Source organism: Pseudomonas cucumis, assembly GCF_030687935.1.
Lineage (GTDB): Bacteria > Pseudomonadota > Gammaproteobacteria > Pseudomonadales > Pseudomonadaceae > Aquipseudomonas > Aquipseudomonas cucumis.
This window is the reverse complement of record NZ_CP117454.1, coordinates 2,502,555-2,528,873: the sequence shown is the minus strand read 5'-3', so window position 1 is coordinate 2,528,873 and position 26,319 is coordinate 2,502,555. Positions and strand designations below refer to the sequence as shown.

Annotated in this window: 26 protein-coding genes, 1 pseudogene and 1 riboswitch; of the genes and pseudogenes, 16 read left to right on the top strand and 11 right to left on the bottom strand. The window is 57.7% G+C overall.

Features of this window, described 5'->3' with window-relative positions; translation table 11 throughout:
- Positions 1 to 263 precede the first annotated feature (263 nt).
- A complete protein-coding gene (locus PSH97_RS11600; protein ID WP_305449293.1) occupies positions 264 to 1,178 on the top strand; it encodes a GGDEF domain-containing protein in 915 nt (304 codons plus the stop codon).
- A 9-nt stretch (positions 1,179 to 1,187) separates the two neighbouring features.
- The gene (locus PSH97_RS11595; protein ID WP_305449292.1) at positions 1,188 to 2,225 is read left to right on the top strand and encodes an AraC family transcriptional regulator; all 1,038 of its coding nucleotides are present in this window, start codon (positions 1,188 to 1,190) and stop codon (positions 2,223 to 2,225) included.
- Positions 2,226 to 2,282: 57 nt separating this feature from the next.
- Here PSH97_RS11595 and PSH97_RS11590 read toward each other — a convergent pair whose 3' ends face one another.
- On the bottom strand, positions 2,283 to 3,137 hold the full coding sequence (locus tag PSH97_RS11590) for a LysR family transcriptional regulator (protein WP_305449291.1): 855 nt from the start codon (positions 3,135 to 3,137) through the stop codon (positions 2,283 to 2,285).
- Between the two features lie 93 nt (positions 3,138 to 3,230).
- On the opposite strand from PSH97_RS11590, the gene PSH97_RS11585 reads away from it, so the two are divergent.
- Both PSH97_RS11585 and PSH97_RS11580 read left to right on the top strand, forming a co-directional pair.
- Entirely contained in the window at positions 3,231 to 3,872 is a 642-nt protein-coding gene (locus PSH97_RS11585; protein WP_305449290.1) for an FMN-dependent NADH-azoreductase, read from the top strand.
- A 32-nt stretch (positions 3,873 to 3,904) separates the two neighbouring features.
- A complete protein-coding gene (locus tag PSH97_RS11580; protein WP_305449289.1) occupies positions 3,905 to 4,285 on the top strand; it encodes a RidA family protein in 381 nt (126 codons plus the stop codon).
- A 112-nt stretch (positions 4,286 to 4,397) separates the two neighbouring features.
- Here PSH97_RS11580 and PSH97_RS11575 read toward each other — a convergent pair whose 3' ends face one another.
- On the bottom strand, positions 4,398 to 5,411 hold the full coding sequence (locus PSH97_RS11575) for a GlxA family transcriptional regulator (protein ID WP_305449288.1): 1,014 nt from the start codon (positions 5,409 to 5,411) through the stop codon (positions 4,398 to 4,400).
- A 254-nt stretch (positions 5,412 to 5,665) separates the two neighbouring features.
- Here PSH97_RS11575 and PSH97_RS11570 point away from each other — a divergent pair, with 254 nt between their 5' ends.
- The 5 genes from PSH97_RS11570 to phnE all read left to right on the top strand — a co-directional run bounded on the left by PSH97_RS11570 (position 5,666) and on the right by phnE (position 9,350).
- Complete coding sequence (locus tag PSH97_RS11570; RefSeq protein ID WP_305449287.1) at positions 5,666 to 5,884, top strand: hypothetical protein; 219 nt, start codon at positions 5,666 to 5,668, stop codon at positions 5,882 to 5,884.
- A 235-nt stretch (positions 5,885 to 6,119) separates the two neighbouring features.
- On the top strand, positions 6,120 to 6,971 hold the full coding sequence (locus PSH97_RS11565; RefSeq protein WP_305449286.1) for a putative selenate ABC transporter substrate-binding protein: 852 nt from the start codon (positions 6,120 to 6,122) through the stop codon (positions 6,969 to 6,971).
- Positions 6,968 to 7,765: a phosphonate ABC transporter ATP-binding protein gene (locus PSH97_RS11560; protein ID WP_305449285.1), complete on the top strand. Its 798-nt coding sequence runs from the start codon at positions 6,968 to 6,970 to the stop codon at positions 7,763 to 7,765. The genes PSH97_RS11565 and PSH97_RS11560 overlap by 4 nt, the downstream gene beginning before the upstream one ends.
- Positions 7,759 to 8,586: a PhnE/PtxC family ABC transporter permease gene (locus tag PSH97_RS11555; protein ID WP_305449284.1), complete on the top strand. Its 828-nt coding sequence runs from the start codon at positions 7,759 to 7,761 to the stop codon at positions 8,584 to 8,586. Before PSH97_RS11560 ends, PSH97_RS11555 begins: the two co-directional genes overlap by 7 nt.
- The gene (gene phnE / locus PSH97_RS11550; RefSeq protein WP_305449283.1) at positions 8,583 to 9,350 is read left to right on the top strand and encodes a phosphonate ABC transporter, permease protein PhnE; all 768 of its coding nucleotides are present in this window, start codon (positions 8,583 to 8,585) and stop codon (positions 9,348 to 9,350) included. The genes PSH97_RS11555 and phnE overlap by 4 nt, the downstream gene beginning before the upstream one ends.
- Here the strand turns inward: phnE and PSH97_RS11545 are convergent.
- Together PSH97_RS11545 and PSH97_RS11540 are read right to left on the bottom strand one after the other, a co-directional pair.
- Positions 9,329 to 10,537 (bottom strand): MFS transporter, encoded by a 1,209-nt coding sequence (locus PSH97_RS11545; protein ID WP_305449282.1) that lies wholly within the window; start codon positions 10,535 to 10,537, stop codon positions 9,329 to 9,331. The two genes, phnE and PSH97_RS11545, sit on opposite strands and share 22 nt — an antisense overlap.
- 46 nt (positions 10,538 to 10,583) lie before the next feature.
- Positions 10,584 to 11,612, bottom strand: coding sequence for an alpha/beta hydrolase (locus tag PSH97_RS11540; protein ID WP_305449281.1), 1,029 nt, complete (start codon positions 11,610 to 11,612; stop codon positions 10,584 to 10,586).
- A 190-nt stretch (positions 11,613 to 11,802) separates the two neighbouring features.
- Here PSH97_RS11540 and PSH97_RS11535 point away from each other — a divergent pair, with 190 nt between their 5' ends.
- The 3 genes and pseudogenes from PSH97_RS11535 (at position 11,803) to PSH97_RS11525 (ending at position 15,275) form a co-directional block, all read left to right on the top strand.
- The gene (locus tag PSH97_RS11535) at positions 11,803 to 12,702 is read left to right on the top strand and encodes a LysR family transcriptional regulator (RefSeq protein WP_305449280.1); all 900 of its coding nucleotides are present in this window, start codon (positions 11,803 to 11,805) and stop codon (positions 12,700 to 12,702) included.
- Positions 12,703 to 12,811: 109 nt separating this feature from the next.
- Positions 12,812 to 13,055 (top strand): annotated as a pseudogene (locus tag PSH97_RS11530) (winged helix-turn-helix transcriptional regulator); the annotation flags it as partial.
- Between the two features lie 360 nt (positions 13,056 to 13,415).
- The gene (locus PSH97_RS11525) at positions 13,416 to 15,275 is read left to right on the top strand and encodes an ABC transporter ATP-binding protein (RefSeq protein ID WP_305449279.1); all 1,860 of its coding nucleotides are present in this window, start codon (positions 13,416 to 13,418) and stop codon (positions 15,273 to 15,275) included.
- A 156-nt stretch (positions 15,276 to 15,431) separates the two neighbouring features.
- On the opposite strand, the gene fabV is transcribed toward PSH97_RS11525, so the two are convergent.
- The 3 genes from fabV to PSH97_RS11510 form a co-directional block, all read right to left on the bottom strand.
- The gene (fabV, locus tag PSH97_RS11520; RefSeq protein ID WP_305449278.1) at positions 15,432 to 16,628 is read right to left on the bottom strand and encodes an enoyl-ACP reductase FabV; all 1,197 of its coding nucleotides are present in this window, start codon (positions 16,626 to 16,628) and stop codon (positions 15,432 to 15,434) included.
- A 962-nt stretch (positions 16,629 to 17,590) separates the two neighbouring features.
- Positions 17,591 to 18,781 (bottom strand): MFS transporter, encoded by a 1,191-nt coding sequence (locus PSH97_RS11515; RefSeq protein WP_305449277.1) that lies wholly within the window; start codon positions 18,779 to 18,781, stop codon positions 17,591 to 17,593.
- Positions 18,778 to 19,971, bottom strand: coding sequence for a serine hydrolase domain-containing protein (locus PSH97_RS11510; RefSeq protein WP_258700223.1), 1,194 nt, complete (start codon positions 19,969 to 19,971; stop codon positions 18,778 to 18,780). Before PSH97_RS11510 ends, PSH97_RS11515 begins: the two co-directional genes overlap by 4 nt.
- Before the next feature lie 115 nt (positions 19,972 to 20,086).
- On the opposite strand from PSH97_RS11510, the gene PSH97_RS11505 reads away from it, so the two are divergent.
- The gene (locus PSH97_RS11505; RefSeq protein ID WP_305449276.1) at positions 20,087 to 21,004 is read left to right on the top strand and encodes a LysR family transcriptional regulator; all 918 of its coding nucleotides are present in this window, start codon (positions 20,087 to 20,089) and stop codon (positions 21,002 to 21,004) included.
- 159 nt (positions 21,005 to 21,163) lie between these two features.
- Here PSH97_RS11505 and PSH97_RS11500 read toward each other — a convergent pair whose 3' ends face one another.
- Both PSH97_RS11500 and PSH97_RS11495 read right to left on the bottom strand, forming a co-directional pair.
- A complete protein-coding gene (locus PSH97_RS11500; protein WP_305449275.1) occupies positions 21,164 to 21,859 on the bottom strand; it encodes a potassium channel family protein in 696 nt (231 codons plus the stop codon).
- Positions 21,849 to 23,177 (bottom strand): TrkH family potassium uptake protein, encoded by a 1,329-nt coding sequence (locus PSH97_RS11495; protein ID WP_305449274.1) that lies wholly within the window; start codon positions 23,175 to 23,177, stop codon positions 21,849 to 21,851. The genes PSH97_RS11500 and PSH97_RS11495 overlap by 11 nt, the downstream gene beginning before the upstream one ends.
- A 523-nt stretch (positions 23,178 to 23,700) precedes the next feature.
- Positions 23,701 to 23,762: riboswitch (Fluoride riboswitch) on the top strand.
- 142 nt (positions 23,763 to 23,904) lie between these two features.
- Between PSH97_RS11495 and crcB the strand changes: the two genes are divergently transcribed.
- Positions 23,905 to 24,288 (top strand): fluoride efflux transporter CrcB, encoded by a 384-nt coding sequence (gene crcB / locus PSH97_RS11490; protein WP_305449273.1) that lies wholly within the window; start codon positions 23,905 to 23,907, stop codon positions 24,286 to 24,288.
- Positions 24,289 to 24,302: 14 nt separating this feature from the next.
- On the top strand, positions 24,303 to 24,644 hold the full coding sequence (locus PSH97_RS11485; RefSeq protein WP_305449272.1) for a DUF190 domain-containing protein: 342 nt from the start codon (positions 24,303 to 24,305) through the stop codon (positions 24,642 to 24,644).
- A gap of 96 nt (positions 24,645 to 24,740) precedes the next feature.
- On the opposite strand, the gene PSH97_RS11480 is transcribed toward PSH97_RS11485, so the two are convergent.
- Both PSH97_RS11480 and PSH97_RS11475 read right to left on the bottom strand, forming a co-directional pair.
- Positions 24,741 to 25,058 carry a hypothetical protein gene (locus PSH97_RS11480; RefSeq protein ID WP_305449271.1) on the bottom strand — a complete coding sequence of 106 codons (318 nt, stop codon included), beginning with the start codon at positions 25,056 to 25,058 and terminating at the stop codon, positions 24,741 to 24,743.
- Between the two features lie 139 nt (positions 25,059 to 25,197).
- Positions 25,198 to 25,494 carry a DUF7660 family protein gene (locus PSH97_RS11475; protein ID WP_305449270.1) on the bottom strand — a complete coding sequence of 99 codons (297 nt, stop codon included), beginning with the start codon at positions 25,492 to 25,494 and terminating at the stop codon, positions 25,198 to 25,200.
- 374 nt (positions 25,495 to 25,868) lie between these two features.
- Between PSH97_RS11475 and PSH97_RS11470 the strand changes: the two genes are divergently transcribed.
- Positions 25,869 to 26,270: a GFA family protein gene (locus PSH97_RS11470; RefSeq protein WP_205890868.1), complete on the top strand. Its 402-nt coding sequence runs from the start codon at positions 25,869 to 25,871 to the stop codon at positions 26,268 to 26,270.
- Positions 26,271 to 26,319: the final 49 nt, after the last annotated feature.

The window sequence follows — 26,319 nt, the reverse complement described above, 5'->3', positions numbered from 1 at the left end:
CGCAGCAGTCGTGAACAGGTTAACGCGGTCTGCCTGCCATACCGCAATCTCTGGTTTGGCGACTGCTTCGCAGCCGAACGCCGCCTCGCAGGCTCGACAGCTGCTACAGATCGCATTGCTGCTTGCTGGTCCTCACTCGCCAGAAAATCCCACAGGACCATGAGCTGATTCGACCTCCCTGCCCCATTCCCACCCAGTCACCCGACTGTCACAAACATCTGCTGTGCTGGCGCGCATTGCTTCTTCGCCAAAGGATCGCGGCCATGTTCTCAGTGCTCAAACCCCACCGTTGGAAACTCGCCCTGCTGCTGTTGGCCGCCAACCTGGGGTTGCTTCTGCATCTGGCCTGCGGCGAGGTGAAACCGGTCAGCGAATGGGTCTGGCTGGATATCGTCGGTGAAGGCGGTTCGGCGCTGCTGGCGTTGGTCTGGCTGGGGTTGGTGCTCAAAAGCCGTCCGGCCGGGCGCGTCACCAATTACCTGGCGCTGGGTTTGAGCGGGATCTTTTTTTCCTGGTGGATCGACAGCCTCGACGAGTTCATTCGCCTGCCCGACAGCATCACCTGGGATCACTGGCTCGAGTCCGGGCCGATGCCGGTCGGCATGATCCTGCTGACCATCGGCATCTATCACTGGCACCGCGAGCAACTGGCGATCAGCGCGCAGATGGAGAAACGCGAGCGGCTGTTCCGCGAGCACCGCTTGTTCGACAAACTCACGCCATTGGGCGGCGCCGATTACCTCAAGCGCCAACTGGCCGGCAGCCTTGAGGAAAGTCATAGCCAACAACAGCCGCTGTCGCTGTTGGCGCTGGACCTGGACAACTTCTCGGCCATCAATCAGGCCTTTGGGCATGCCGAAGGCGACGCCGTGCTGCAAGCGCTCAGTCATTTGCTGCTGCTCAATCTGCGGCGCCAGGACTTACTCTGCCGACTGGCCGGCGATCGTTTCGTGGTGCTGCTGCCCAATACCGGCGAGAGCCAGGCACGGTTGCTGGCGCTGGAACTGCAACAAGCGGTTCAGGGCCTGGCGCACAAAACCCGGCAGCACGGCGAACGCTTGCAACTGTCGGCGAGCACGGCAGTGGTGATGGCGCTGAACGAGTCGCCGGACGCCCTGCTCAAGCGCCTTAACCTGGCGCTGGCCCGGGCCAAGCAGCCTCTGGCCAGAACCGCCTGAGGCTCGGCCATGACCCTGAAAACCACGTGGTACGAAACCGACAGCCGTTTCATCCCCGGGCATTATCAACCAGCAACCCTGATCGACCTGGCGCTGTCCCGGGACATCGACAGTCATCGTCTGCTGCGCGGCACCGGTCTGTTCCATGAAGACATTCTGGCTGGTCAGACCCGCCTCAGCCCCCTGCAGTTTTTCGCGCTGATCGGCAACAGCCGACGTTTGCTGGATGCCGACGACAGCAGTTTTCTGTTCGGTCAGCGCCTGCTGCCTGGACACTACGGCGCCGCCAGCCACGCCCTGCGCCATGCACAAAACCTGCACCAGGCACTCGACACCCTGGTGCAGCAACAGGCACTGCTCAGCCCGTTAATGACGCCGCGGTTGGTGCTGGATGAAAAACACGCCTATCTCTATTGGCTGGACAGTTGCGGGGCCGGCGAGCAATGGCGTTTTCTGCTGGAAGCGAGCATGACCTCGCTGGTGGCCATGAGTCGCGCGCTGAGCGGCCAGCGTCTGCCGTGGGAATGCAGTTTCAGCCATGCCGAGCCCCGTTACGTCGAGCAATATTGGGTGCATTTGGGCGAGCACACTCAGTTCAACCGGCCGTTGGACCTGATGCGCATCCCCCGGGAATTTCTCGCCCGGCGATGGCCCGATGCGTCGGCCATTGCTGGCCAGGTCGCCCGTCAGGAAGCTCAGGGGCAATTGCAACAGTTGGGCTGCACGTCGAGTTTTCTCGACGGCATGTACCGCTATTTACAGCGCCACGTGCGCCATACCCCAAGCCTGGAACAAGCCGCCCAGGCCTTCGCCATGAGCCCCGCGACCCTCAAGCGCAAACTGCAAAAACACGACACTGGTTTTCAGCAGCAGGTGGATTTGGTGCGCAAGCACGTGGCCCTGTACCTGTACCAGATCAAGGGGTTCAGCAACGAAGCCGTGGCCGAGTACCTGAGCTTCAACGATGCGGCAAACTTCCGCCGCTCGTTCAAGCGCTGGACCGGCAGCACGCCCAATCTGATCCGTCAGTTGTTCAATACCGGCTGAAGCGTCATGCGATCCGTAGGAGCTGTCGAACAATGCCTCAGTGATCGACCCACACGATCAAGCCCTTCGTGTGGAGCAATATTCCACAATGAGCTGAGTGAGCGCTGCCACAATCGTCTGATCCGCTTCAGCAGAGGTGAACAACCGAAACTGCGCATCCGGCAAATCCGGCAACCCTTGTTCCGCCCCCAGAGCCGCCAGTCCCTGCCCCAATTGACTGACCGTCATGGGCGCCACCGCGAAACCAGCCAACGCCGCCGCCCGCAACCCGGCGATACTGGTGCATGACATCGCCGTACGTTGGGCGATCCCCGCCTGCGCCAACCGCCTCAGCGCTATCTCACGATAAGGACAGGGCTCGGGGAACAGCGCCAGCGGCAACGGTGTCGGTAACTGGGTGACGGGTTGCGCCGACCAGGCCCACACCAACGGTTCTTGCCACAGTAGCAACCCCGCTTCGCTGGTTTCGCATAGCGAACCAATGACCAGCTCCAGATGGCCTTGCTTCATCAGGTTCAGCAACGTGCCAGGAATACCCACCTGCACGTCGATTTCCATGCCCGGGTACTGCGCCGCGAAATCCTGAAAAGCTCGCAGCAATCGCGGTTCGACAAAATCCTCCGATACCCCGATTCGCACCCGCCCGTGAAACGGTGTGCGCGTCAGTTGCGCCCAGGCATCACGATTCAACGCGAGGATCGTGCGCGCATAAGCGATCAGGCGCTCGCCATCGGGCGTCAGTTGCTGGGAACGGGTCGTACGCTTCAACAGCGGTTTACCGACCTGTTCTTCCAGTCGCCGCAAGTGACCGCTGACCGCGGATTGGGTCAGATGCAGCTTTTCGGCTGCGCGGCTGAAACCCTCTTCATCGACGACGGTGACAAAGGTTTTTAACAACAGAATATCGAACATAGTTCTATTCGTGATTAATGACTTATTTATTCATGATTTATATTCCAATTAAAACTATGTTGCAATAATCCAACTTCCCGCCCGAGACACGCCATGACCACCCTTCTGCATATCGAATGTTCCCCGCGCAAACAGCGCTCGGCCTCACTTGAAGTCGCCCGCAGCTTCATTGCGCGTTATCAAGAAAACACCCCGGACACCGAAATCATCACCCTCGATCTTTGGAACATGGTTTTGCCGGAGTTCGACGAGCTGGCAATGGACGCCAAATACGCCGGGCTCAATGGCACGCCCTTGACTCCGGCGCAGCAAGACGCCTGGAACACCTTGAAAGATCTGGCCGCGTTCCTGCACCGCGCAGACGTCCTGGTGATGTCCGTACCGCTGTGGAATTTCAGCATCCCGTACAAACTCAAACACTTCATCGACCTGGTGTCGCAGAAAGACATTTTATTCAGCTTCGACCCGGAACGCGGTCTGGAAGGCATGCTGCACAACAAAACCGCCGTGGTGATGTACGCCCGCGGCCTGGATTTTTCGGCGCAGTCGATCACGCCAGCAGAGCGCTTCGACTTTCAGAAACCCTACGTGGAAGCCTGGCTGCAATTTATCGGTGTGAGCGATGTGCACGCGGTGATTGTCGAGAAGACCATTCTGGGGGAAGACGTTGACCTGAGTGCGCGTAAAACTGCGACTCAACAGGCCATGAGGCTGGCAGATAGTCTCGTGCTGTAAACTGACCTACCACCTCAAACAAGAGATCCCCCATGGCAAACCACGACATCACCTTTCTTCCCGACCCAGACCCGGAATCCATCTCCTCCGACGTCGCCGGTTTCGGCGGCCTGTTGGTCTCTACTCAAATCCCTACCCGCGCCGACGGCAGTCTGGAGCTCGGTGGCATCACCGAGCAGAGCGAGTGCACCCTGCAAGCGCTCAAGGTGGCATTGGAGCTTGCCGGCAGTTCCATGGACCGGGTGCTGCATCTGACCATCTACCTGACTGACATGGCCGACCGCGCCGCTTTCAACGAAGTCTACAAGCGCTTCTTCGCCAAGCCATGGCCGGTTCGTGCCGCCGTTGGCGTGGCGTCCCTGGCGGTCGAAGGCATGCGCGTGGAAGTGACCGCGATGGCGGCCAAGGGCTGAGATCCGCGGACTTGTCCGGGGGCACTGCTCCAGCGAGCGGCTACCCCCGGGCCATTCCCGACGGCAGATTTTGCGCCATCGGGCGATCCTCGCCGGCACACAAAAAAGCAGATTATTTGACCAGTCGTTTTTCCTTGGAAGGCCTGTAGCCGAAATACGAGCTATAGCACTTGCTGAAATGACTGGGCGACACGAAGCCACAGGCAACCAACACGTCTACCTGGGACAGCTCTGTGTGCTGAAGCAGTCGACGCGCTTCGGTGATGCGCAGCTCCATGTAATATCGCTGCGGGGTTGTCCCGAGCTGTTCCTTGAACAAGCGTTCGAGTTGTCGCCGGGAACGGCCCGCGTAGACCGCCAGTTGCTCCAGCTCCAGAGGCTCTTCGAGGTTGGCATCCATCAGCTTGACCACCTCTCGCAACGGCGCGCTCACACAGATATTTTCCGCCGGTTTGATACGCCGATAGCGAGACTCCTCGAAAGCAAGAATGTCCTCGATACCCTCGACCAGAGCTTTATCGTGCAGTTCTTTGATCCAGTCCAACGCCATATGGAATGCCCCAGAGGGACTGGACGCGGTGAGCCGGTCCCGATCGATGACATAGGGCTCACTGGTGACATGCGTCGCCTTGGAGATTTCCGCGAGTGCGGGACGATGTTCGGGGTGAATGGCGCAACGGTATCCATCGAGCAAACCTGCGCTGCCCAGGAACCATGCACCATTCCACAACCCGGCCAGAATGACACCTTGATCTGCCGCCGCTCGCAACAGGCTGATGAACTCATCCGTCGTCTTCAGTTCTGTCCTGTAGCCGCCGCAAATCACCAGCAGGTCCAGATTGTGAATGGCGGAAGAATCGATGCGTGCATCCGGCCGAATGACCAGGCCCAGGTCGCTGATGACCTCCCCCTCATTCAAGCCGAACGTCCGGGAAGAGAACAAGCCGGGGCGCAAAAGATTCGCGGTGACAATCGTGTCCAGCGCTTGCGTGAACGCGGGCAGCGAGAAATGCTCGAGCAGCAAAAAGCCTGCTCGAGTCATTCGAGCAGGCTCGCCAGGATTTTCGTTCAGATAGCGGAGGTTTTTTCCTTTCATGCCTCCGCTGAATTGACGTCGTTCGATCAATGTTCGACCCACTCGGTTACGTTAGCCAATCTGTCATTTGGTGCGCTTATAAAGCGTCATGCTACCTGCAGAAGCTGAAAAAGCCCTAGCACCATTATGCGACCGATCAGGCCAGTTGAAAGCCGTGACGAAGCGGGTCTTTATCATCGACGAAAATGGGTGGCCGGTGATCCGGGCCCAGCCACAAATACTTGAAAACCCGAACTCCCTTCATACCGCTGTATCTAATGTGTAGGCCAATGGAGGTGAGCGAAATGAACAATGACGATGTTAATGACGACGAATCAGAAACGACCTCGAACGTCCCGCCTGCCGATACGGCTGGCAAACCCGACGATGTGGTCGAAAGCGAGCTTGAGGACCGCGACAGTGACGCCGAAAGTCTGGATGAAGCTCAAAACCAGGAGCAGGAGGCTGAAGAGCTCAGGCGAAAAATAGCGGAGATAGAGCGTAAAGTGGCGGACGGTAATTAACCAAATGCCGGAGGGGCGAGAAACATCATGATGCAAATGCTGGCCGAGGGTGATCTCACAAACGCGGTTATGCGCTCCGATAATTGACCGTTTCGGGTTGTGGATTCAACCGGTCGATGCAACAGATTGCAATTGGGCCAAAACCGGTCAATATCGCTCCTTTCGTCTACCCTCACAAAGCGCCAGTCATGCTTGGCGCCTCGACATTCTTTCGTTAATACACCGGAGATCTTCCATGCTCAAGCGTTCCCTGGCATTGGCCATCGGCTTGACCCTGTCATTTTGCACCCTGTTGGCGCAGGCCGCCGATACGCTGAAAGTCAGCGCGATTCCCGATGAAGCCCCCACCGAACTGCTCCGCAAGTTCAAGCCGCTTGGTGCCTATCTGGAACAACAGTTGGGCATGAAGGTTGAGTTCGTGCCCGTCAGCGACTACCCGGCCGTGGTCGAGGCACTGGCCACCGACCGCATCGACCTGGCCTGGCTGGGCGGCTTCACGTTCGTGCAGGCACGCCTGAAAACCGGCAATGCCATGCCGCTGGTACAGCGCGAACAGGACGCCCAATTCACCAGCAAATTCATCACCGCCGACCCTGCCGTCAAGTCCCTCGCCGATCTCAAGGGCAAGACCTTTGCATTTGGCTCGGTGTCCTCTACTTCAGGCAGTCTCATGCCGCGTTATTTCATGTTGAAGGACGGCATCAAGCCTGAAACCTACTTCAGCCGAGTGGGTTACTCCGGCGCCCATGACGCCACTGTCGCCTGGGTCCAGGCTGGCAAGGTCGACGCCGGGGTACTGAACGCCAGCGTGTGGGAAAAACTGGTCGCCGCCGGCAAGGTCGACACCACCAAGGTCAAAGTGTTTGCGACCACCCCGGCCTACTTCGACTACAACTGGACGGTGCGCGGGACCCTCGACCCGGCGCTGGCGGCCAAGATCAAGGCAGCCTTCCTGGCGCTCGATCCGGCGAAGCCTGCGGACAAGGAGATTCTGGATCTGCAGGCCGCCAGCCGATTCATCGAAACCAAGCCTGAGAACTATAAGGGCATCGAGGAAGCCGCCCTCGCCGCCGAACTGCTCAAATGACATTGCGTCTGACCCAGGTCAGCCTTACCCACGCCAACGGCGTCCAGGCGTTGCGTGGCGTGGACCTGCACATTGGTGCCAGCGAACAGGTCGCCATCATCGGCCCGTCTGGCGCGGGCAAGTCGAGCCTGCTCAACCTGCTGGCCACCGCCCTGCGGCCGGGCAACGGCGAGCTGCAGGTGCTCGGTGAGCACGCCTGGCAGCTTTCTGCCCGTCAGCGTCAGCGTCTGCGCGCGCGCATCGGCCTGATCCATCAGTCGCCTCCCCTGCCACCGCGCCAGCGCGTGATCACTGCGGTTCTGGCCGGAAAGCTGGGTCAGTGGGGGCTGGGCAAGAGCCTGTTGAACCTGCTGCATCCACTGGATATTCCGGGCGCACGCGCGGCATTGGCCAGGCTGGACCTGAGTGACAAGTTGTTCGCGCAATGCCAGCAACTGTCCGGTGGACAGTTGCAGCGCGTGGGCATTGCCCGCGTGTTGTACCAAGCGCCCGAGGTGTTGCTGGCCGATGAGCCGGTATCGGCCATGGACCCCGTGTTGGCCCAGCACACGCTTTCGGTGCTCTGTCGCCATGCCCGGCAGCACAACGTCACCCTGGTCGCCAGCCTGCATGCGGTGGAGCTGGCCCTGGCGCATTTTTCGCGCATCATCGGCTTGCGTGATGGACAGATCCTGTTCGACCTTCAGGCCAGCGAAGTCGACCGTGAGTTGCTCGACAAGCTCTACGCCAACGAACAATTGCTGTCCCCACCGATTGCTCCGGCACCCTTGAGTGTGCAGATTCCCCGATGCTGACCCGTGATACCCGTGATCCCGCCACCCTGCCCCGGCTGCTGCTCACCTTGCTGGCCCTTGCCTTGCTGTGGCCGGGCATCCACTTCAGCGAGTTGGACCTCGGCGTGCTGGTGGCGAGTGACAGTCAGAGCGAGATGGGCCGATTTGTATCCGCCTTCTGGCCACCGGCCCATGGCGAAGAGTTCATTGAGCTATTGTTGCAAGCCACCCTGCAGACCCTGGCCATCGCCACGGCCGGCATGGCCCTGGCGTTGCTGTTGGCAGTCCCCGCCAGCCTGTTGGCCAGTCGTGCTTTGTCACTGTCCGCTGCTTCCCGTGCCGGCCACCCTAGCTATTGGAGTCAACTTCTACGCTGGCCCATACGCGGTTTACTGATATTCCTGCGCAGCGTGCCGGAAATCGTCTGGGCCCTGCTGTTCGTGCGCGCCGTCGGCCTCGGCCCGACGGCCGGGGTGCTGGCCATTGCCATTACCTACAGCGGCATGTTGGGCAAGGTCTACGCGGAAATTTTCGAGTCGGTCGACCAGCGCCCTGCCCATGCGCTACTGCAATCGGGCAGCGGTCGGCTCGCAGCCTTCTGCTACGGGATCCTGCCCAATGTCGCTGCGGAGTTGCTCTCGTACACGGTGTACCGCTGGGAATGCGCCATCCGCGCCTCGGTGGTGATGGGCTTTGTCGGTGCCGGCGGTCTGGGCCAGCAAATGGATCTGTCGTTGCGCATGTTCGCTGGCGGTGAAGTGGCCAGTTTGTTACTGACGTTCCTCGTGCTGGTGCTGCTCGCCGATCAACTCAGCCGTCTGCTGCGCTGGAGGCTGACATGAATCGCCTGATCAACCTGGCACTGCTGCTCTGCATCGGTGCAGCGGTTGTCGCCTCGTTCGACTACCTGGGCATCAACCTCGGCGAACTCGGCGACAGCGGCAACCTGAAGCAGATGGGCGTTTATGCGCAGCGTTTTCTCAGCCCGGACCTGAGCCCGGGTCATCTGCGAGCGATCGGCCACGGCGCCCTGGAAACCATTGCCATGTCCGCCCTGGGCACCCTGCTTGCGGCGGTATTCGGTCTTCTATTGGCATTGCCCGCGGCGGGGCGTTTCGGCTGGCCACTGCAGAGCGCGTCGCGCCTGGTGCTCAACGCCTTGCGCGCGGTTCCGGAACTGGTGTGGGCCGCGCTGATGGTCCTTGCCGCCGGGCTCGGCCCCAATGCCGGCACCCTGGCACTAGCCCTGCACACCACCGGCGTGCTCGGCCGGCTGTTCGCCGAAGCACTGGAAAACACCCCACCAGAACCGGCCGAAGCCATCCGCCTGCAGGGCGGCAACGCCGTCTGGGCTTTCTGCTACGGCACACTGCCCAACCTGCTGCCACAGTTACTGGCCTACATCCTGTACCGCTGGGAAAACAATATCCGCATGGCCAGTGTGCTCGGCTTCGTCGGCGCCGGTGGTTTGGGGCAAATGCTCTATGTGAGCCTTAGCCTGTTTCAGGAAGCGCAAGCCAGCACGGTGATTCTGGCCATGCTGTTACTGGTATTTGCCGTCGATACATTGAGCAGCTGGAGCCGTCAGCGCTGGGTCAAGGCCTGAAATGGGGGCAGATCCGCTCGCGATACGAACAGTGCAAGCACGGCAGCCACCAGAAGAAATACTCCACTCGCGATGAACGTAGCCTGGTAGCCAACGCCGTCATATAGCAACCCACCTACCGTCGCGCCGAGTGTGATAGCCAACTGAATCACCGCCACCATCAGACCGCCTCCCGTTTCGGCATCTCGTGGAAGCGTGCGTGATAGCCATGTGAACCAGCCCACAGGCGCGCACGTAGCAATCAGGCCCCACACACCCAGTAAAACGGCCGTCGCCCACATCGAGCTGCCGAAAACGAGTAGAGCCGCAGCAATCCCCGACATCAGGAGTGGAATGATCATCAGCACCCGATAAAGGCTTTTGTTCAACACCGGTCCGATCACCGTCGTGCCCACCAATCCGGCCATTCCGATAATCAGCAATAGCAGGGAGAGCCCAGACACATCAACGCGGGTCACCCACTCCAGGAACGGACGCAGATAGGTGAATAACGCGAACTGCCCCATAAACAAAAATGCCACTGCCGCCATGCCCAGCGAGACTTTGGCATTACCTAACAGCCGAAACACTTCAAGTGCAGAGCCAGACTCATTTTGACCAGGCATTTTCGGCAACGTGAATGCTTGCCAACAGAGCGCCAGAGCGGCGAGCGGAACCACGCAGAAAAATGCACCTCGCCAGCCGATCAGCCCGCCCATGAAACTGCCAATGGGTGCTGCGACCGCAGTGGCAAGTGCGGTACCGCCCTGGATCAAAGCGATGGCTTTAGGCACAAAACTCTCGGGGGCAATCCGCATCATGACGGCGGTCGACATTGACCAACTGCCACCAATAGCGATCCCCAAAATGGCTCGACCCACCATCAGTGTCGAGTAGTTCGGGGCAAAGGCGACGAGCGTGCCAGAGGCAATCATCAAGGCTGTCAGGAAAAGCAAAACGGGCCGCCGGTCGAGCTGGCGAATGACTGAAGAGATGAAAAGACTGGTGACGACCGCGAAGAGGCCAGAAATTGAAATCGCTTGCCCGGCCTGCCCCTCTGTCAGCGCGAGATCGGTCGCAATCGGTGTGAGCAAGCTCACCGGCAGAAACTCCGAAGTCACCAGGGCGAAGGCGCACAGCGACATCGCCAGGACGGCTCCCCATACCTGTCGGCTGGCGGCTTGAAGAGGTAAGGTGGTGCTGCTCATCTAATGTCCTCCAATACGTGAAGCCCCAACGCTTGAATTCGCGGTGTCACTTAAGGTGGGTCTGGAAGAACGAGGTCAGCTTGGCAAACGGGATAAGATCGACCCGATCATAGAGATCCACGTGGCCGGCACCTGGAATGATGACAAGCTCTTTGGGTTGACCCGACAGTCGATAGGCCTCTTCACTGAACTCACGCGAGTGAGCATTCTCACCGGCGATGAACAACATTGGCCGCGGCGAGATCGTCTCGATATCGTTGAACGGATAGAAGTTCATGAACTTGGCGTTGCTGGTCAGCGTCGGGTGAGTGGTCAGCAACGGGGACTGGCCTTTGGGGGTGAACTCACCGCGTGGCGTGCGGTAGAAATCATAGAACTCGCGCTCGATAGCGTTGGACTTGTCCGTCAGCTCATGGACAGTTCCGCTGGTGTACTCAGTTTTGCCACCGGTGAACTCGACATAACGCTGCTCGGCAGCAGCGGCGATAGCTTGCTTCCTCTGCTCGACAGTGACGGAATGCTTCAAGCCGTTTCGGTTGGCCGCGCCCATGTCATACATGCTGACCGTGGCAATGGCCTTCATCCGAGGGTCGATCTTGGCAGCGCTGATGACGAAGCTCCCGCTACCGCAAATGCCCAGGACGCCAATCCGGTTCCGATCAACGAAGGTCTGTGTGCCGAGGTAATCCACGGCGGCACTGAAGTCTTCAGCATAGATTTCCGGCGAAACCGCGTTGCGCGGTTGCCCATCACTTTCGCCCCAGAACGACAGATCGATGGCAAGGGTCACGAAACCTTGCTCCGCCAGTTTCTGGGCATACAGGTTCGAACTCTGCTCTTTGACCGCGCCCATGGGATGACCAACGATGATCGCTGCGCTTTTGCTACCGGGCTTCAGATCTTTAGGGACGAACAGATTCCCTGCCGTTTTCATCTGGTACTGATTTTTGAAGGTCACCTTCTGCATTGTGACCTTCTCACTTTTGAAAAAATTATCAGCTCCGTTAGACATGTCTGCTCCCAGTGCGGAGAGCGACGCCATCAGAAGGCCGAGCAAGATAACGAGTTTTTTCATGAGGTGCTCCCATCCGTGAATAAGTGCTGATCAACCTGGTTGCCGGGTCTGGATCAGCGAGTGGTATGAGCCATGCCTGTGATTACAGGTGAGACTTGCCCTATTCTCAGGGAATACGTCATGCTTGATAATCTAATGAAAGCTTGTTGAAGTTATAAGCATAGCTAATCAATTTATCCAGGCGCCTTTGATGCCACGACATAATCTGAACGACCTTCTGGCCTTTGTGACGGTCGCCAGGGAAGGCAGCTTTACCCGAGCAGCTGCCCACCTGGGTGTCACACAGTCCGCGCTGAGCCAGACCGTTTCCGGGCTTGAAAAGCGGCTGAAGATTCGTCTACTGACGCGCACCACTCGTAGCGTTTCGCCGACCAGCGCGGGTGAACGCCTGATGCAAGCCATTGGTCATCGTTTCGACGAGATCGAGGCCGAGCTGGATGCTTTGACTGAGCTTCGTGACAAGCCTGCAGGCACGGTGCGCATTACCTGCGGTGATTTTGTCCTGAAGACAATCCTCCTTCCGCGGCTCACGCCTTTGCTCCTTGAATACCCCGATATCAAGGTTGAGTTCGATATCAACTATGGCTTCCGAGACATCGTTGCTGACCGCTTCGATGCGGGCATCAGATTTGGCGACACCGTCGATAAAGATATGATCGCCGTTCCAATCGGGCCCGAAGTACGGATGGCTGCAGTGGCATCGCCCTCCTATTTCGCACGCAGCCGTGCGCCAAAGAAGCCGCAGGATCTGGTGAATCACAGCTGTATCGACATACGCTATCCAACCCTTGGCGGACTTGATGCCTGGGAGTTCGAAAAACGCGGTCGCAAGGTCAAGGTGCGTGTCGTTGGCCAGGTCATTGTGAACACAAGCGCACACGTCCCGGCTGCGGCAGTTAACGGCTTAGGCATCGCCTATTTACCGGAAGAAGAATTTGCCCCGCACATTGAGGATGGCCGCTTGGTGCGGGTACTGGAAGACTGGTGCCCTTTGTTCTCGGGTTATCACCTGTACTACCCAAGTCGCCGTTTGCCAACTCCGGCCTTTTCGCTTGTTCTGAAGGCTCTTCGAGGTGAGGCTTTCTTTTAACGCAGCGCATGGGATGGAGGGATATGGATCTCCATTATCTGAGAGTCGTTTGGATGACCGCCACCGGCGGTGCGAAGCGCCACAAAATCGCGGCGGGGCCCAGTATCTTCTGCGCAAGGCGATCAACGGCATCACGCAACACATGCTGACGGCGCAACTTCGGGAGGTTGAGAACGATGGCCTGATCACGCGAACGGTCTTCGCAGAAGTGCCTCCGCGTGTTGAATATGAAATGACAGCAAGCACGTGCACTCGGGCCGACGATGAAGGCTCTCTGGACATGGTGGAACGAATACGGGAAAAGCGTGCCAGTGAAGCCCGCCTCACGTGGCCGCAAAGCAAAAAGCGCCTGAGCGCTCAGGGCCCCTTTGAGTCGAGCTTTGCGCAGTCTGAAAGGCTGCAATGGTTAGGAATATTTACCTTATCCCCGCGGCGTGGGCGCAACGCGCCTACAGCGTTGTGTGTCTGGCCAGTGTCTGCTTTTTGGCCGATTTCTGCCTGTCACGAATGACTCACCTGAGTCGAGAGCGGCGCTCCGAGACCGCCCGTCTTGGCCTCGCCGACTTGGATTTAAACATTGTCTGAGTTCCCCCACTCGGCAATCCAACTTTCAGGGCAACATGTCTATAGAGCCATGCCCGCTACTCCACATCCCCCTCAAAGTAACCTTTAGATGGCAGAATCTCCTTAACTTGATCGTTTCGGAGACCACCATGCTTCGCGCATTTGAACAAAGACTCGACCCCTTCCCGCCTGACGAGGTACCACCGCCACCCGAGGGCCTGGCTCGGTTCCTTTGGGCGTGCACACGGGGCGCCCGCCGCTATATCCTTGCGTTTGCGCTGCTCAGTGCCGGTGTGTCGATCTACGAAGCCTGGTTGTTTTCTTTCCTTGGGCAGGTCGTGGATTTGCTCTCGACCTGGCAGGCAGGTGGTGATGCGGCCGCGCAGGAAAGTCGTGTGTTGTGGGGCATGGGCATCGTAATGGTGGCCAGCATCGGACTGGTGGCGTTGCGTACCATGGTGCAGCACCAGATATTGGCGATCAATCTGCCGTTGCGGCTGCGTTGGGACTTCCACCGCCTGATGCTGCGGCAAAGCCTTTCGTTTTTTTCCGATGAGTTCTCCGGTCGGGTCACCACCAAGGTGATGCAGACTGCGCTGGCCGTGCGCGACGTGCTGTTCACCCTTATCGAAATCGCACCCGGGATCGGGGTGTATTTCATCGCAATCATTGCACTGGCCGGCGGCTTCGCACTGAAACTGATGCTGCCTTTCGTTGCGTGGATCGTGTTGTTCGGGCTGGCCATGCTGTACTTCGTGCCTCGCTTGGGGGCAGTCGGGCAGGAACAGGCCAATGCGCGGTCGATGATGACCGGGCGTATCTCGGACGCCTACACCAACATCACTACGGTGAAGCTGTTCTCCCACTCCAATCGAGAAGCGCACTTCGCGCGTGCAGCGATGGAGGACTTTAAGCAAACCGGCTTCCGTCAGATGCGCCTGGTCAGCCAGTTCGAGATCGTCAACCAGGCATTGGTGGTGGCGTTGATCATGGCAGCAGGTGGTTATGCGCTGTGGCTATGGCACCAGGGTGAGGTCGGCGCAGGCGCCGTGGCGGCAGTCACTGCCATGGCGTTGCGGATCAATGGCATGTCGCACTGGATCATGTGGCAAATGACCTCGCTGTTCGAGAGCATCGGCACCGTACAGGATGGCATGGCAACCCTTACCCGCGGCCCCAAGGTGCAGGATGCGCCGGACGCGGGCGTCCTGGTGACCTCCGGCGGGGCGGTAACCTTCGACAACGTGAGCTTCAACTACAATGGCGAACGCCAAGTACTCGATGGCCTGAGCCTGAACATTCGTCCGGGGGAAAAAATCGGTCTGGTGGGCCGCTCCGGCGCGGGCAAATCCACGCTCATCAACTTGCTGCTGCGCTTCTATGACGTCGACAGCGGGCAGATTCGCATTGACGGGCAAGACATTGCGCACGTGACGCAAGACAGCCTGCGTAGCGCCATCGGCATGGTCACCCAGGATACTTCCCTGCTGCACCGTTCCATTCGTGACAACATCGCCTACGGCCGACCCGATGCAAGCGACGCACAAATCCGCAGTGCCGCGGCCAATGCCCAAGCCGATGAGTTCATCAGCCAACTGAGCGACCGGCAAGGGCACACCGGCTACGACACCTTGGTGGGCGAGCGCGGCATCAAGCTTTCGGGCGGCCAGCGCCAGCGCGTCGCGATTGCCCGGGTGATGCTCAAGAACGCCCCGATCCTGCTACTTGACGAGGCTACCAGCGCGCTGGATTCGGAAGTCGAAGTGGCCATTCAGGAAAGCCTCGATGAAATGATGGAGGGAAAAACCGTAATCGCCATCGCCCATCGGCTGTCCACGATTGCGGCAATGGATCGACTTATTGTCATGGACGATGGACGCATCATCGAACAGGGCACCCACACCGAATTGCTCGCTAAGAACGGCATCTATGCACGGCTGTGGCACCATCAGAGTGGCGGGTTCCTGGGTGAGGATCGGGGGATGACCGAGGCTATGGATCAGGTATGAGCGTGAACGGCCCGGGGATGATCTGCAAGCGGCTGGGTCGATTGCTGCCCCTCGCGACAGTCAGCAATCGGCCAAAAACAGACATCCCGTTACAACCCCTCTTGGGCAGCAGCTGCCTCTGCATGGGGCATCGAGGCAGCTATCCATACTTACGACCTAAGCCTGGAACAGGTTGGAGATCTTGACATCCGGATCTACCTCAGCCTCGTAGTCCACTCCTTCGATCCCGAAACCGAAGAGACGCAGGAACTCCGCCTTGTAACCGACAAAATCAGTAAGTTCATAAAGGTTGTCATTGCTGACCTGATCCCAGAGTTGCTTGACCCGGTCCTGGACTTCGGGAGCCAGTTCCTTGTAGTCCGCGCGCAGGCGGCCCTCTTGATCCATAACTGGAGAATGGCCGTACAAGCTGTCTTTGTAGAGCGCGTAGACCTGCTCGATGCATCCCTCGTGTGTGCCCTGCTCCTTCATGACTTTGAACAACAATGACAGATACAGCGGCATGATCGGGATAGCTGAACTTGCCTGGGTAACCACCGCTTTCAATACCGAGACCCGCGCGTCGCCCCCCAGAACAGCCAATCGTTCACGGATACCAAGGACTTTCTGATCCAGGTCCTTCTTGGCCGCACCAATGGAGCCATTCCAGTAGATATCATGAGTCAGCTTTTCGCCCAGGTAAGTGAACGCGGTCGTTTTCGCCCCATCAGCCAAAACACCCGCTTCGTGCAGGGCATCGATCCACATCTGCCAGTCTTCGCCGCCCATCACGGCCACCGTGCCATCGATTTCGCTTTGGGCCGCGGGTTGTAGCGTGGTGTCCTTGACCACTTCCTTATCCGTATCCAGGCCCCGCAAGGTCACGGCCTTGTCGAGCGGCTTGAGAGTAGAACTGAATACTTCACCCGTCTTGGGGTGTGTCCGGCGAGGTGCGGCAAGACTGTAAACAACCAGGTCGACCTTCCCGAGGTCGCGCTTGATAACGTCGATAGTCTTCTGTTTGATCTCATCGGAAAAAGCATCGCCGTTGATGCTCTTGGCGTAGAGGCCGTCGGACTCGGCAAACGTGTGAAAGGCCGCTGTGTTGTACCAGCCGGCGGTGCCGAGCTTGCCCTCCTCGCCTTCACGTTCGAAAAACACACCGAGAGTGCTGGCGCCACAACCAAAAGCTGCCGTTATCCGCGCAGCAAGTCCGTATCCGGTCGACGCACCAATCACCAGTACGTTCTTTGGCCCCCCGGAGATCAATCCTTCTGCGGTAACGTAGTCGATCTGATTCTTGACGTTGGCTTCGCAGCCAGTGGGGTGAGTAGTCACACAGACAAAGCCGCGAACGCGCGGTTTGATGATCATAAAAGATCTCCCTCTTCCAAAATGTAGAGAGCCAACACTGGCTATAAAAGTCATAGACGCCTGGAAAGCTGAAGCGTCACGGTGAATGATCTGCTGCGGTTGGTGCCCCTACCGCCGGCTGCGTCCGCACACACCGTCGTATCGTGGCAGGACGTCGTCTTCGGCAGTTACAGAGTCAGTGTTGAATGTCCAAGTTGGGTCGGATACAGCCCTTGGTGACAGGTAGAAAACGGCCAAAAAAGCGGTTATTCAGACTTCGCCGATTACGGCCAGAAACCGCCATCGATGCCCAAGGATCTACAGACTTACGCGTAGCCAGAGCAAAGAGTGAGATGTAACTGCTATACCTTCACCTACTGCGTTCCAGCATAGTAAGAGGGTAAATGAACATGGGCTTTCGTGGAGACACCTACCAGCAAATCATCACATGGCGCCGGCTCAGCGATTCGGCAGCAGTGAGATACGTCTGTTTTTTGAATTTCCAAACCTCACTGTACACAGTACAAAGCGCTGATTTTTTTAACCTGCCATTGGACACCTCTAATCAAACCTTCCTTGATAGTCAGTTGATTGAGCTATTTATCGAGGTTTCGCCGCGCGATCGGAGCGATGGGTATCGGTGCTTGACGGAAGCTATGGACGCTCACGATGCAGCTTTCTAATGCACTCGGCGCCCCCCCTCTTCTGTATATTTCCCACTTACAACCGGCCAATTTTTTCAACCTTGCGAATGACTGCTCCGGGTCGATTTCGGCCCTTTCTGACGAGCAACTATCGGCCAGAAGCAGACACTGGGTATGGATTGCAGATCTCGTACAGACACTACTCAAGGGGCTATGCAGACCTGTTCGAACCACGCGGCAAAGGTTGGCGATAGCTGTCATGCCGGCCCACTTCCGTCCAAAAGCTTTGGGATGCGCTGTTAACGAGGTTCGCCGCTGCCTGCTACCACATCAGCACATTCAAATTGCATCGGATTTCACCCCCTGCACCACGGGAAACCCGCGCAACTTGGCCGACCACGTCACCATCAGCGTGGCCACCAACAGCACCAGTAATGCAGGAGGGAATGCTTCTACGCCGAGTCGGTCGAGTAGTAGACCTCCCACAATGCCCCCGCCAGCAATTGCGATGTTCCAAGCAGTCACGAGCATGGATTGTGCGACATCTGACGCATCGCCAGCAGTTCGGACCAATGCCGTTTGAAACAACGTTGCGGCACCACCAAAGGCTAATCCCCACGCGCCAATCGCTACGAAAACGGCAACGGGTTCGGTGGCTGCTATACCCAGCACCATCGCTGAAATGCCAAACAATGCGGTACTCGCCAAGGTCAGCGCACGCAGGTACTGGTCGATTAACAGCCCAACAATCCAGATTCCCAGCAGCGATGTGATTCCGAAGACCAGCAGTACTACATCCGTCTGCGCCCCCAGGCCAGCCACTTGCAGAAACGGGGCGATGTAGGTGTAGAGAATGTTGTGCGCAAGGACAAACGCCAGTACCACGAAGAGCACGGGGCGAATGCCCCACAGTGTGAATACGTAGCGCAGCGACAGACGTTTTTGTTCAGCTTTTCCGGCGAAGTCCGGCACGTTGAAGCGCACCCATGCCATCAGCAGCACGGCCAGCAGGCTCATGATGCTGAAGCACATGCGCCATCCCAGGACGTTGCCCAGAAAGGTTCCGGCCGGGATGCCCAACGAGAGCGCCAGGGGTGTGCCCACCATCGCAATCGCGATGGCGCGGCCTTTGCGGTGTTCGGGCACTAGGCGCGCGGCATAGCCGGCCAATAACGCCCACAGTAGCCCCGCTGCAACGCCGGCCAGAAAGCGCGCCGCGATCGTCAACGTGAAGCTGGTCGAAAACGTCGTGACCGTGTTGGCAATGGCAAAGCCGGCGATGGCAGCGAGTAGCAAGGGACGGCGACGAAATCCTTGTGTGGCCGCCGTTAACGGCATGGCGGCCATTAGCGATCCAATGGCATAGGCGGTGACGGTTTGCCCGACCCACGCCTCGGAGACGGCCAGCCCCTGTGCCATCTGCGGCAGCAGACCAGCCGGCAGTGCTTCGGTAAGGATGGTGATGAAGGCGGCCATTGCCAGCGCCAACAAGGGTGCATAAGGCATGCGATCCTGCACTTCCGAGTTCATTGGCCTAGCTCCGCGACGCCGTATACCGCGTCCCGCAGGTCGGTTACGAACCGTCCCGACATGCCCTCGTACAACGTGTTGGTGAAGGCGACGACACTCAGCTTCTGCTGTCGATCCACACACCACGAATGGCCATAGGCGCCACCCCAACGCCAGGTGCCTGGCGACTCGGGGGTGACCGCCAAGGCCGGATCGCGCAGTATCGAGAACCCCAGACCAAAGCCGAACCCCGGTGCAGCGGGTAATTCCCGGCCGCCGGTTTGATCGAGTGCCATCTCCTCGACGAGTGCCGTGGACAGCAGCTCACCGCCGCCGCGACGCAATGTTTCAAGGAGGCGCAGGAAGTCCTCGGCTGTTCCGGCCATACCGGCACCACCCGACGCAAACGCCTGCGGGTTGAAGATGCGGGCGGGGCTGAACGGGATGCCGATCGCCCCCTCGAACGGAGAAACGATTTCGCCTTCGGCCAGCGCATGGGGCTCGGGAGTCGCACTGACGTAGGCGGTAGGCACGCGCGATGGGTCCAGCGCGGCAAAGCCGGTATCGGTCATGCGCAGCGGATCAGTCACGAGCTGGCGCACCGCATCAGCCAGTTGCTCGCCCTGCACCCGCTGAATCACCGCACCTAGTACATCGGTTGCCACCGAATAGCCCCAGGCCGTGCCGGGCTCGTACAGCAGCGGTACGCTGGCGATGCGGCTCAGGTTCTCGGTGAGGCTGACGGTGGACGCATCCATACCATCCGAGACACCGGCCTGTGCATAGGGGCCATGCGCATCGGCTTCGAAAAAGCGATAGCCAAGCCCCGCCGTGTGACTAAGCAAATGCCGCACCGTGATGCGGGCAGCACGTCCATCAGCCAACTGTGGCCGAAACTCGGGCAACCACCGCTCAACGCTGTCATCCAGACCGAGACGGCCTTGCGCTACTAACACCAGGGCCGCCGTCGAGACAATAGGTTTGCTGACCGATGCCAAGCGAAACACCGCCTCTACGCTCATAGGCAACCGCTTCTCGCGGTCGGCCCAGCCGGCCGCCTGGCGATGGACCAACTCGCCATCGCGGGCCACCAATACTACCGCGCCAACCAGTCGCTGCTGCTCCAGCGCTTGCTGGACCGTAGCTTCAATGCGCGCGGACAATTGACGTGAAAGCGTGCCCGTGGATAAAGCGATTTCGGGGAGGGTCATGCGCAGTTCCTTCTGAGAGTGGAGAGCCCCGCCACGATAGAAAGTCTAGGATTAAAGAAAAACTGGGGTAGAGTTCCATTTTATGCGGAGCAGAACATCCGCAATGGAGGGCAGCATGGACAGCTTGAATGGCTTTGTGGTGTTTGTGCAGGTCGCTGAAAATCGCAGTTTCGTTGCGGCCGGCCGAATGCTGGGGGTGTCGGCGTCGGCCATCGGCAAGAGCGTGGCGCGGCTGGAAGAGAAGCTCGGTGTTCGCCTGTTTCACCGCAGCACGCGCAGCGTCACGCCGACTGCCGAAGGCATGCTGTTTCTGGAGCGCAGCCGTCGGATTCTGGCAGAAATCGAGGCGGCTCAACTGGAACTGTCGCAAGCCAGCGTCGCTCCACGTGGACGCTTGAGGGTCAGCCTGCCCTTGGTCAGTTCGCTGGTACATCCGGTGCTCGGCGACTTTATGCGTGAGTACCCGGCCATTGAATTGGACCTAGACTTCAGCGACCGCCTGGTCGATGTGATCGAGGAAGGTTTCGACGTCGTGGTCAGAACCGGCGCGCCTACGGATTCGCGTTTATCGGCCCGTAAGCTCGGTTCATTCCGTTCGTTGCTGGTCGCCTCGCCGGACTACCTGGCAGCGCGTGGTACGCCAAAAGTACCAACCGATCTGCTGCAGCACAGCTGCTTGCACTACCGTTTCCCCAATAGCGGCAAGCTGGAAACCTGGGCCTTGCGTCGTACTGCTGAGGAGCCCGAGTTATCCTTGCCCATTTCGATGATCTGCAACACCATCGAAACCCGTTTATGCTTTGCCTTGCGGGGACTGGGCATCGCCTATCTGCCGGAGTTCTCCGTGAGGCAGGCGCTCACCGAGGGGCAGCTGTGGACCGTTTTGCCAGAGCACACAGAGCGCAATGGCGAGTTTCATTTACTCTGGCCTTCCAGTAAACACCCTTCTCCTAAGGTGCGGGTATTCGTCGACTTCCTCTGCGCCCGGGTTTTTCCGGGGAGAAAGGGGACGGATTTATTTTCACTAATCTAAACGTCCGCTATTGGCCGATTTCTGCCTGTCGCGATGGGCAGAAATCGGCCAGTTGCAGTCGTTAGCGAACGGCTGCAATGGGTTGATTACAATCCTTCAAGATGGACACCAATCGGCCAGAAGCGCACGTATAGATTTATCGAGGCCAGGCCCTTCTGATCATTTTGAGCGGCCCGCAAATTTCTGAATCAGATGAGTCGAGCCAGAGACGATGAGTAAATCGCCCGGCAGGATCAGGGTGCCAGGCGTGGCATGCTGGAAGTCTTCGTTGGCGCGCTTGAGCCCTACCACCGTTACGCCATATTTTTCACGAATATTGGCGTCGGCAAGTGTGTTGTTTTGAGTCGGCAGCGGGGCGTGAATTTTGGCGATTGCAAAGCCGTCATCAAACTCGATGAAATCAATCATCCGCCCGGTAATGAGGTGCGCGACACGTTCCCCCATATCCGCCTCCGGGTAGACAACGTGATGGGCGCCAATACGTTGAGCAAGATGTCCATGTTCGGCATTCAGTGCTTTGACCCAGATATCCTGGATGCCCAGTTCGGTCAACGCCATGATGGTCATCAGGCTAGCCGCCAAGTCGGTACCGATCCCCACGATGGCATGGGCAAAGTCGGCAACGCCCAGTTGGCGCAAGACCATGAGGTTGGTGGAGTCGGCCTGGACTGTGTGAGTCAAGAGATCAGCCCAGTCATGGACAGGTTCAGCATCCTTGTCAATGCCCATGACGTCATGGCCCAACCGCGTCAACGATTGGGCGACAGAGCTGCCGAAACGGCCGAGGCCGATCACCACAACGCTATCGCCTTTGGAAAAAGAAAACTGCTCCGTAAACAGAAACTTAGCCAACAATTGGATGCTCCTCTGGATAGCGATAGGGCATGCGGTGCTCGCCCAAGGCCAGTGACGCCGCAAGCGTGATGGTGCCGACCCGCCCGACATACATCAGCAGAGTCAGCATCAGTTGGCTCGACTCAGGTAGGTTGCCAGTAATTCCCGTGGAAAGGCCGACCGTACCAAACGCAGAGATGACTTCGAATATGACCTGGTCAGTGGGGAAATCAGTTTCGCGCATGATAACCAGCGTCCCCAACACAATCATGGCACTGCCCAGCATTAGCACCGTGATGGCTTGGCGTTGTGCTGAGGCGCTGACTCTCCGGCCAAATGCCTCACTGTCACTGTGGCCTCGAATTTCAGCAATAATCAGTATGGCCAGGATGGCAGCGGTACCGACTTTGACACCACCAGCGGTTCCCGCACTACCGCCCCCCACAAACATCAGGAAGTAGTGCATTGCCCAACTCTCTTGGGTCAGCGCGGCGATATCAATCGAGTTAAACCCGGCTGTACGTGCGGAAACAGAAGCAAATGCCGCCGAGAGAACTTTATCGGCAAACGGCATGGGGCCAAGTGTTGCCGAGTTGGACCACTCAAACACCAGCAAAGTGAAAAAACCGCCCAGCAGCAGTATTGTCGTGCCAATCAAAGTGAGCTTGGTATGCAGTGACCAATGGCGGGGATCGTTAAATCTGCTACGCAAGTCATGCAGGACAGGAAAGCCGATGCCACCGATAACAATCGCGGTCATGACCGGTAGCAAGATAGATGCATCGGTGGCATAGCGCATCAGGCTGTCCGGATGGATGGAGAAGCCCGCGTTATTGAATGCCGATACGGCATGAAACAGACCGCTCCACGCTGCTTCAGCCCATGGCAGGTCATAGGCTAGGTGTAATCGGAGGGTGAGCAACAGGGCAATAATGAGCTCCAGGACAAACGTCACTACCAGCACCAGTTTGGCCACGCTGGCAATGTCGCCCAACCCTAATGATCGTGACTCGAACTGGGCGACCATTTTGGTGCGCAAACGAAAGGAGCTATTGACCATCAAACCCAGCAAGGTCGCCACAGTCATCATGCCGAAGCCGCCTAGTTGGAACAGCAGAAGAATCACCGACTGACCAAAGGTTGACCAGTATGTACCGGTGTCCACCACTACCAGACCGGTAACGCATACGGCCGATACCGCTGTAAAGAATGCAGTCACCCAGGGCGCAGCACTACCTTCGGCGTGGGATATCGGGAGCATCAGAAGAGCGCTGCCGACGAGTATTGCGGCCAGAAAAACCAAAGCGACAGCTCTGGCTGGATGAAGCAATTGTTTCATTTAATGGTCGCCGGCAAGGTCGGGAAGCATGGGCGAGAGCTTACGCGCATCGATGGCCGCTTCTCAAAACAGGAACATCGGTAGCTCACAGGCACGGTAAGTTCAGCCGTATTCCAGAACATAACCCTGCATGCCGGGCACGAACCCGGGAGCAAGAGGCTCTTTCTGCGAGAGCCGAGTCAGGTACTGGATGCTACCCCAGATTCAATATCTACATGCATTGCACGGCTGATTGCGGGGCGAAAATTTACTATTTTTTTACAGTCGCCAGTCCCTTTATATCCAAGCTTTATGCCAATCACACAAAAAAGGTGATAGCCATATGGGAGGCTCGGGGGCAGATGCGGAAACGCGGTGTCTATCGCATCAAAGCTGACCAGCTTGCTTCGTATCCACGATCAGCGAACTGCGCATAGCTGCCGGTGGCGACAAGCAGGTTTCGACCCAATGCGGACAGTCAAAAAAACCCGAAGCGGCGAGCGCATTTGCGTCCCCTTGAATCCTTTCGCGGGGCTGATATAGGATGACCGAAGGAGATGGCATACCTCCTATAACCGCCTTCGTGCTGATGATGCCTACGTGAACCCTGGACAGGGTGCGTAGGTGTGTCTCCCTGTCCCCCTACTCAGGACAGGATCGTGATTACAAAATCCCCGTTAATCCCCAATCTGCTCATCCAGTTGTTAGCGATTTCTCGCCTATTCATGCCGCGAGGAGATGGACAGCTATGCTGAAGTCACTACTCGTTATCGCTATCGGCGCATCCCTCGGGGCCTGGTTACGCTGGCTACTGGGCATCAAACTCAATGCCTTGTTCCCGACTGTTCCGCCAGGAACCCTGATCGCCAACATGATCGGGGGATACATCATCGGTTTTACGATTGCCTTTCTGGCCGCAACGCCATCACTGAGTCCTGAATGGCGACTTCTGATCATCACCGGCTTCTGTGGGGGCCTGACAACCTTTTCTACATTCTCAGCCGAAACTGTCACCTTGATTCAGGAAGGCAGGCTTCTTTGGGCAGTTGGCGCCATTTTGCTACACGTGGCCGGCTCACTGGCGATGACCATTGCGGGGCTTATTTCGTTTCAATTGATTGGCACACGCTAGAGAGGTGATGAGTCATGAAAGGCTTTTTGGTGATTTTCTTTACCCAACAGAACCGTCGACATCGCGGAAAAATGTTGGGTGATTGGCTTGTTGATCTGGCCAAAGAGATGGGTTTGCGCGGTGCCACCCTGGCAACGGGTATCGAAGGCTTCGGGCATTCAGGGAAACTGCATTCCTCGCATTTTTTTGAGCTGGCCGATCAGCCTACCGAAATCCGCTTGGCAATTACCGAAGAGGAGTTCGTTCGCCTGTTTGAGCGACTCGAGGCCGAAGATATCTCCTTGTTTTACATAAAGACCCCGGTTGAATTCGGAGCCGTCGGTAGACAGGCCAACCAGCCCAATCACCAGCCTTGAAATCTGAAGAAGGTAGGTGTGTTGCGGTAATCGAACGCCCGCTTTTGGCCGTTTTCAGCCCTTAGCGACAGACAGAAATCGGCCAATAGCGGCCTTTCATAGGCGGCTGCTTTCGTCCCCTGTAAACGGCATCTCCAGGGTCTTCGCGATTCGGGCCAATATCTTTGTGCATTCTTCAGAAACAATAAGCGGTGGCTCATTAATCATGTAAAGCAGGTGTTCGAACGCTATTCCAGCCTCGTTGTGATCGACATAATCGAGAACGATTTCACCACCATTCTCTAAACCTGCCTGAGCTAACGCATGGTCATCCGGTACTGGGCCGGTTTGTTCGTATGCAATGGACATCAGCGCGGTGATTTCCTTGAGCGCCTCTATGAAGTCGGTTCTCAAGTCGTAGTTATGGCCGCTCACTAAAAACGCTCCTTCGATTAAGATAACTTGCGGTCAGCATGCCTCTGGTCGATTGCGGCCCATCGAGATCGACTGCCAACGACCAAAAGCGGACTGAATGAGTTTTTCGATTCACTCTGAAGGTAGAGCGGGCTGGCGCTCACTCATAAAACTTGCCAGCCAACAATATGGTCGCGCAACGCAGCCATACGTTTGATACCGGAGCATTCGATAGAGAGCTCCTGCTATTGGCGCTCGCCCAAGCAGCCGCTGCATCAAGAAACGTATCTACAGACCCATTTTCCCACCCCAAGGCAACGGGTCCATAGGGGGATGATGGCGTCGTCTTCTCCAACACACGCTCATTGGAAAAATCAGAACCAAGCGCCTCGATAAACCCGATGAACGATTGCTCATCGTTTACGCTTTCCAACAACTCATAAAGATCTACAGACATAGGCATCCTTGCATCGGCGGATTAGCGAAAGAGTGCTGGCCGGCATGCTGCTATGCAGTTAGATAGACAGTCAACCTCTACCATTGCCAGCGTCCGCTTCGGGTCCAGGCTGTGTGAAAACATTTTAGAGCAAGTTTGAAAATCAGAATCGGAGCGAAAATCGCGTTCCTCAGTAAATTTCAGGTCTGGGAACTAACCAAACGCCGACAGATTTTACGTAGCAACGCAGACTACAAAACGGTGCATGCGTTTTCACACAGCTTCGGTCGGTTGAAGCCTTCGCGAGCGGCAGAAGTCGGCCAGATGCTGCCGGTCGACACCGAAGCTGTTCGCGGTTTAAATGGCCGTCTCTTCGTTCTCAGGTGTGCTCCAAAATGACTGACGTCTTCCAGGGCAGCTGCCTTTGCGGCGCCGTCAAATACGAAATCCGGTCACGACCAAAAGCGCTTTCTCACTGCCATTGCAGCCAATGCCGCAAAAGCCATGGAGCCGCATTCGCCAGCTATGGCAGTGTATTGCGTGGCGATCTGCACCTCATCCAAGGCGCCGATGGCATCAAGTCGTACAGATCCTCTGAATCAGTATTGCGCCAGTTCTGCGCCCAGTGCGGCTCTTCGCTATTCTGGTCAAGAAACCAAGGTGAATACTCCAATTGGATCTCGATAGCGCTGGGCACCCTGGACACTACATTCACCTCGGATAAGCAGAAACACATCGAGGTGGCGTCCAAGGCTCCATGGTATGAAATTCAGGATCATTGGCCGCAATTCCAGTGAGCTCTGAAAGCCGAAAGCAGGCATCCGACTTCAATATGCTGGATTGGCA

Coding starts and splice junctions, on each gene's coding strand:
- PSH97_RS11600 (WP_305449293.1), top strand. CDS start 264: ATGTTCTCAGTGCTCAAACCCCACCGTTGGAAACTCGCCCTGCTGCTG.
- PSH97_RS11595 (WP_305449292.1), top strand. CDS start 1,188: ATGACCCTGAAAACCACGTGGTACGAAACCGACAGCCGTTTCATCCCC.
- PSH97_RS11590 (WP_305449291.1), bottom strand. CDS start 3,137: ATGTTCGATATTCTGTTGTTAAAAACCTTTGTCACCGTCGTCGATGAA.
- PSH97_RS11585 (WP_305449290.1), top strand. CDS start 3,231: ATGACCACCCTTCTGCATATCGAATGTTCCCCGCGCAAACAGCGCTCG.
- PSH97_RS11580 (WP_305449289.1), top strand. CDS start 3,905: ATGGCAAACCACGACATCACCTTTCTTCCCGACCCAGACCCGGAATCC.
- PSH97_RS11570 (WP_305449287.1), top strand. CDS start 5,666: ATGAACAATGACGATGTTAATGACGACGAATCAGAAACGACCTCGAAC.
- PSH97_RS11565 (WP_305449286.1), top strand. CDS start 6,120: ATGCTCAAGCGTTCCCTGGCATTGGCCATCGGCTTGACCCTGTCATTT.
- PSH97_RS11560 (WP_305449285.1), top strand. CDS start 6,968: ATGACATTGCGTCTGACCCAGGTCAGCCTTACCCACGCCAACGGCGTC.
- PSH97_RS11555 (WP_305449284.1), top strand. CDS start 7,759: ATGCTGACCCGTGATACCCGTGATCCCGCCACCCTGCCCCGGCTGCTG.
- phnE (WP_305449283.1), top strand. CDS start 8,583: ATGAATCGCCTGATCAACCTGGCACTGCTGCTCTGCATCGGTGCAGCG.
- PSH97_RS11545 (WP_305449282.1), bottom strand. CDS start 10,537: ATGAGCAGCACCACCTTACCTCTTCAAGCCGCCAGCCGACAGGTATGG.
- PSH97_RS11540 (WP_305449281.1), bottom strand. CDS start 11,612: ATGAAAAAACTCGTTATCTTGCTCGGCCTTCTGATGGCGTCGCTCTCC.
- PSH97_RS11535 (WP_305449280.1), top strand. CDS start 11,803: ATGCCACGACATAATCTGAACGACCTTCTGGCCTTTGTGACGGTCGCC.
- PSH97_RS11525 (WP_305449279.1), top strand. CDS start 13,416: ATGCTTCGCGCATTTGAACAAAGACTCGACCCCTTCCCGCCTGACGAG.
- fabV (WP_305449278.1), bottom strand. CDS start 16,628: ATGATCATCAAACCGCGCGTTCGCGGCTTTGTCTGTGTGACTACTCAC.
- PSH97_RS11515 (WP_305449277.1), bottom strand. CDS start 18,781: ATGAACTCGGAAGTGCAGGATCGCATGCCTTATGCACCCTTGTTGGCG.
- PSH97_RS11510 (WP_258700223.1), bottom strand. CDS start 19,971: ATGACCCTCCCCGAAATCGCTTTATCCACGGGCACGCTTTCACGTCAA.
- PSH97_RS11505 (WP_305449276.1), top strand. CDS start 20,087: ATGGACAGCTTGAATGGCTTTGTGGTGTTTGTGCAGGTCGCTGAAAAT.
- PSH97_RS11495 (WP_305449274.1), bottom strand. CDS start 23,177: ATGAAACAATTGCTTCATCCAGCCAGAGCTGTCGCTTTGGTTTTTCTG.
- crcB (WP_305449273.1), top strand. CDS start 23,905: ATGCTGAAGTCACTACTCGTTATCGCTATCGGCGCATCCCTCGGGGCC.
- PSH97_RS11485 (WP_305449272.1), top strand. CDS start 24,303: ATGAAAGGCTTTTTGGTGATTTTCTTTACCCAACAGAACCGTCGACAT.
- PSH97_RS11475 (WP_305449270.1), bottom strand. CDS start 25,494: ATGTCTGTAGATCTTTATGAGTTGTTGGAAAGCGTAAACGATGAGCAA.
- PSH97_RS11470 (WP_205890868.1), top strand. CDS start 25,869: ATGACTGACGTCTTCCAGGGCAGCTGCCTTTGCGGCGCCGTCAAATAC.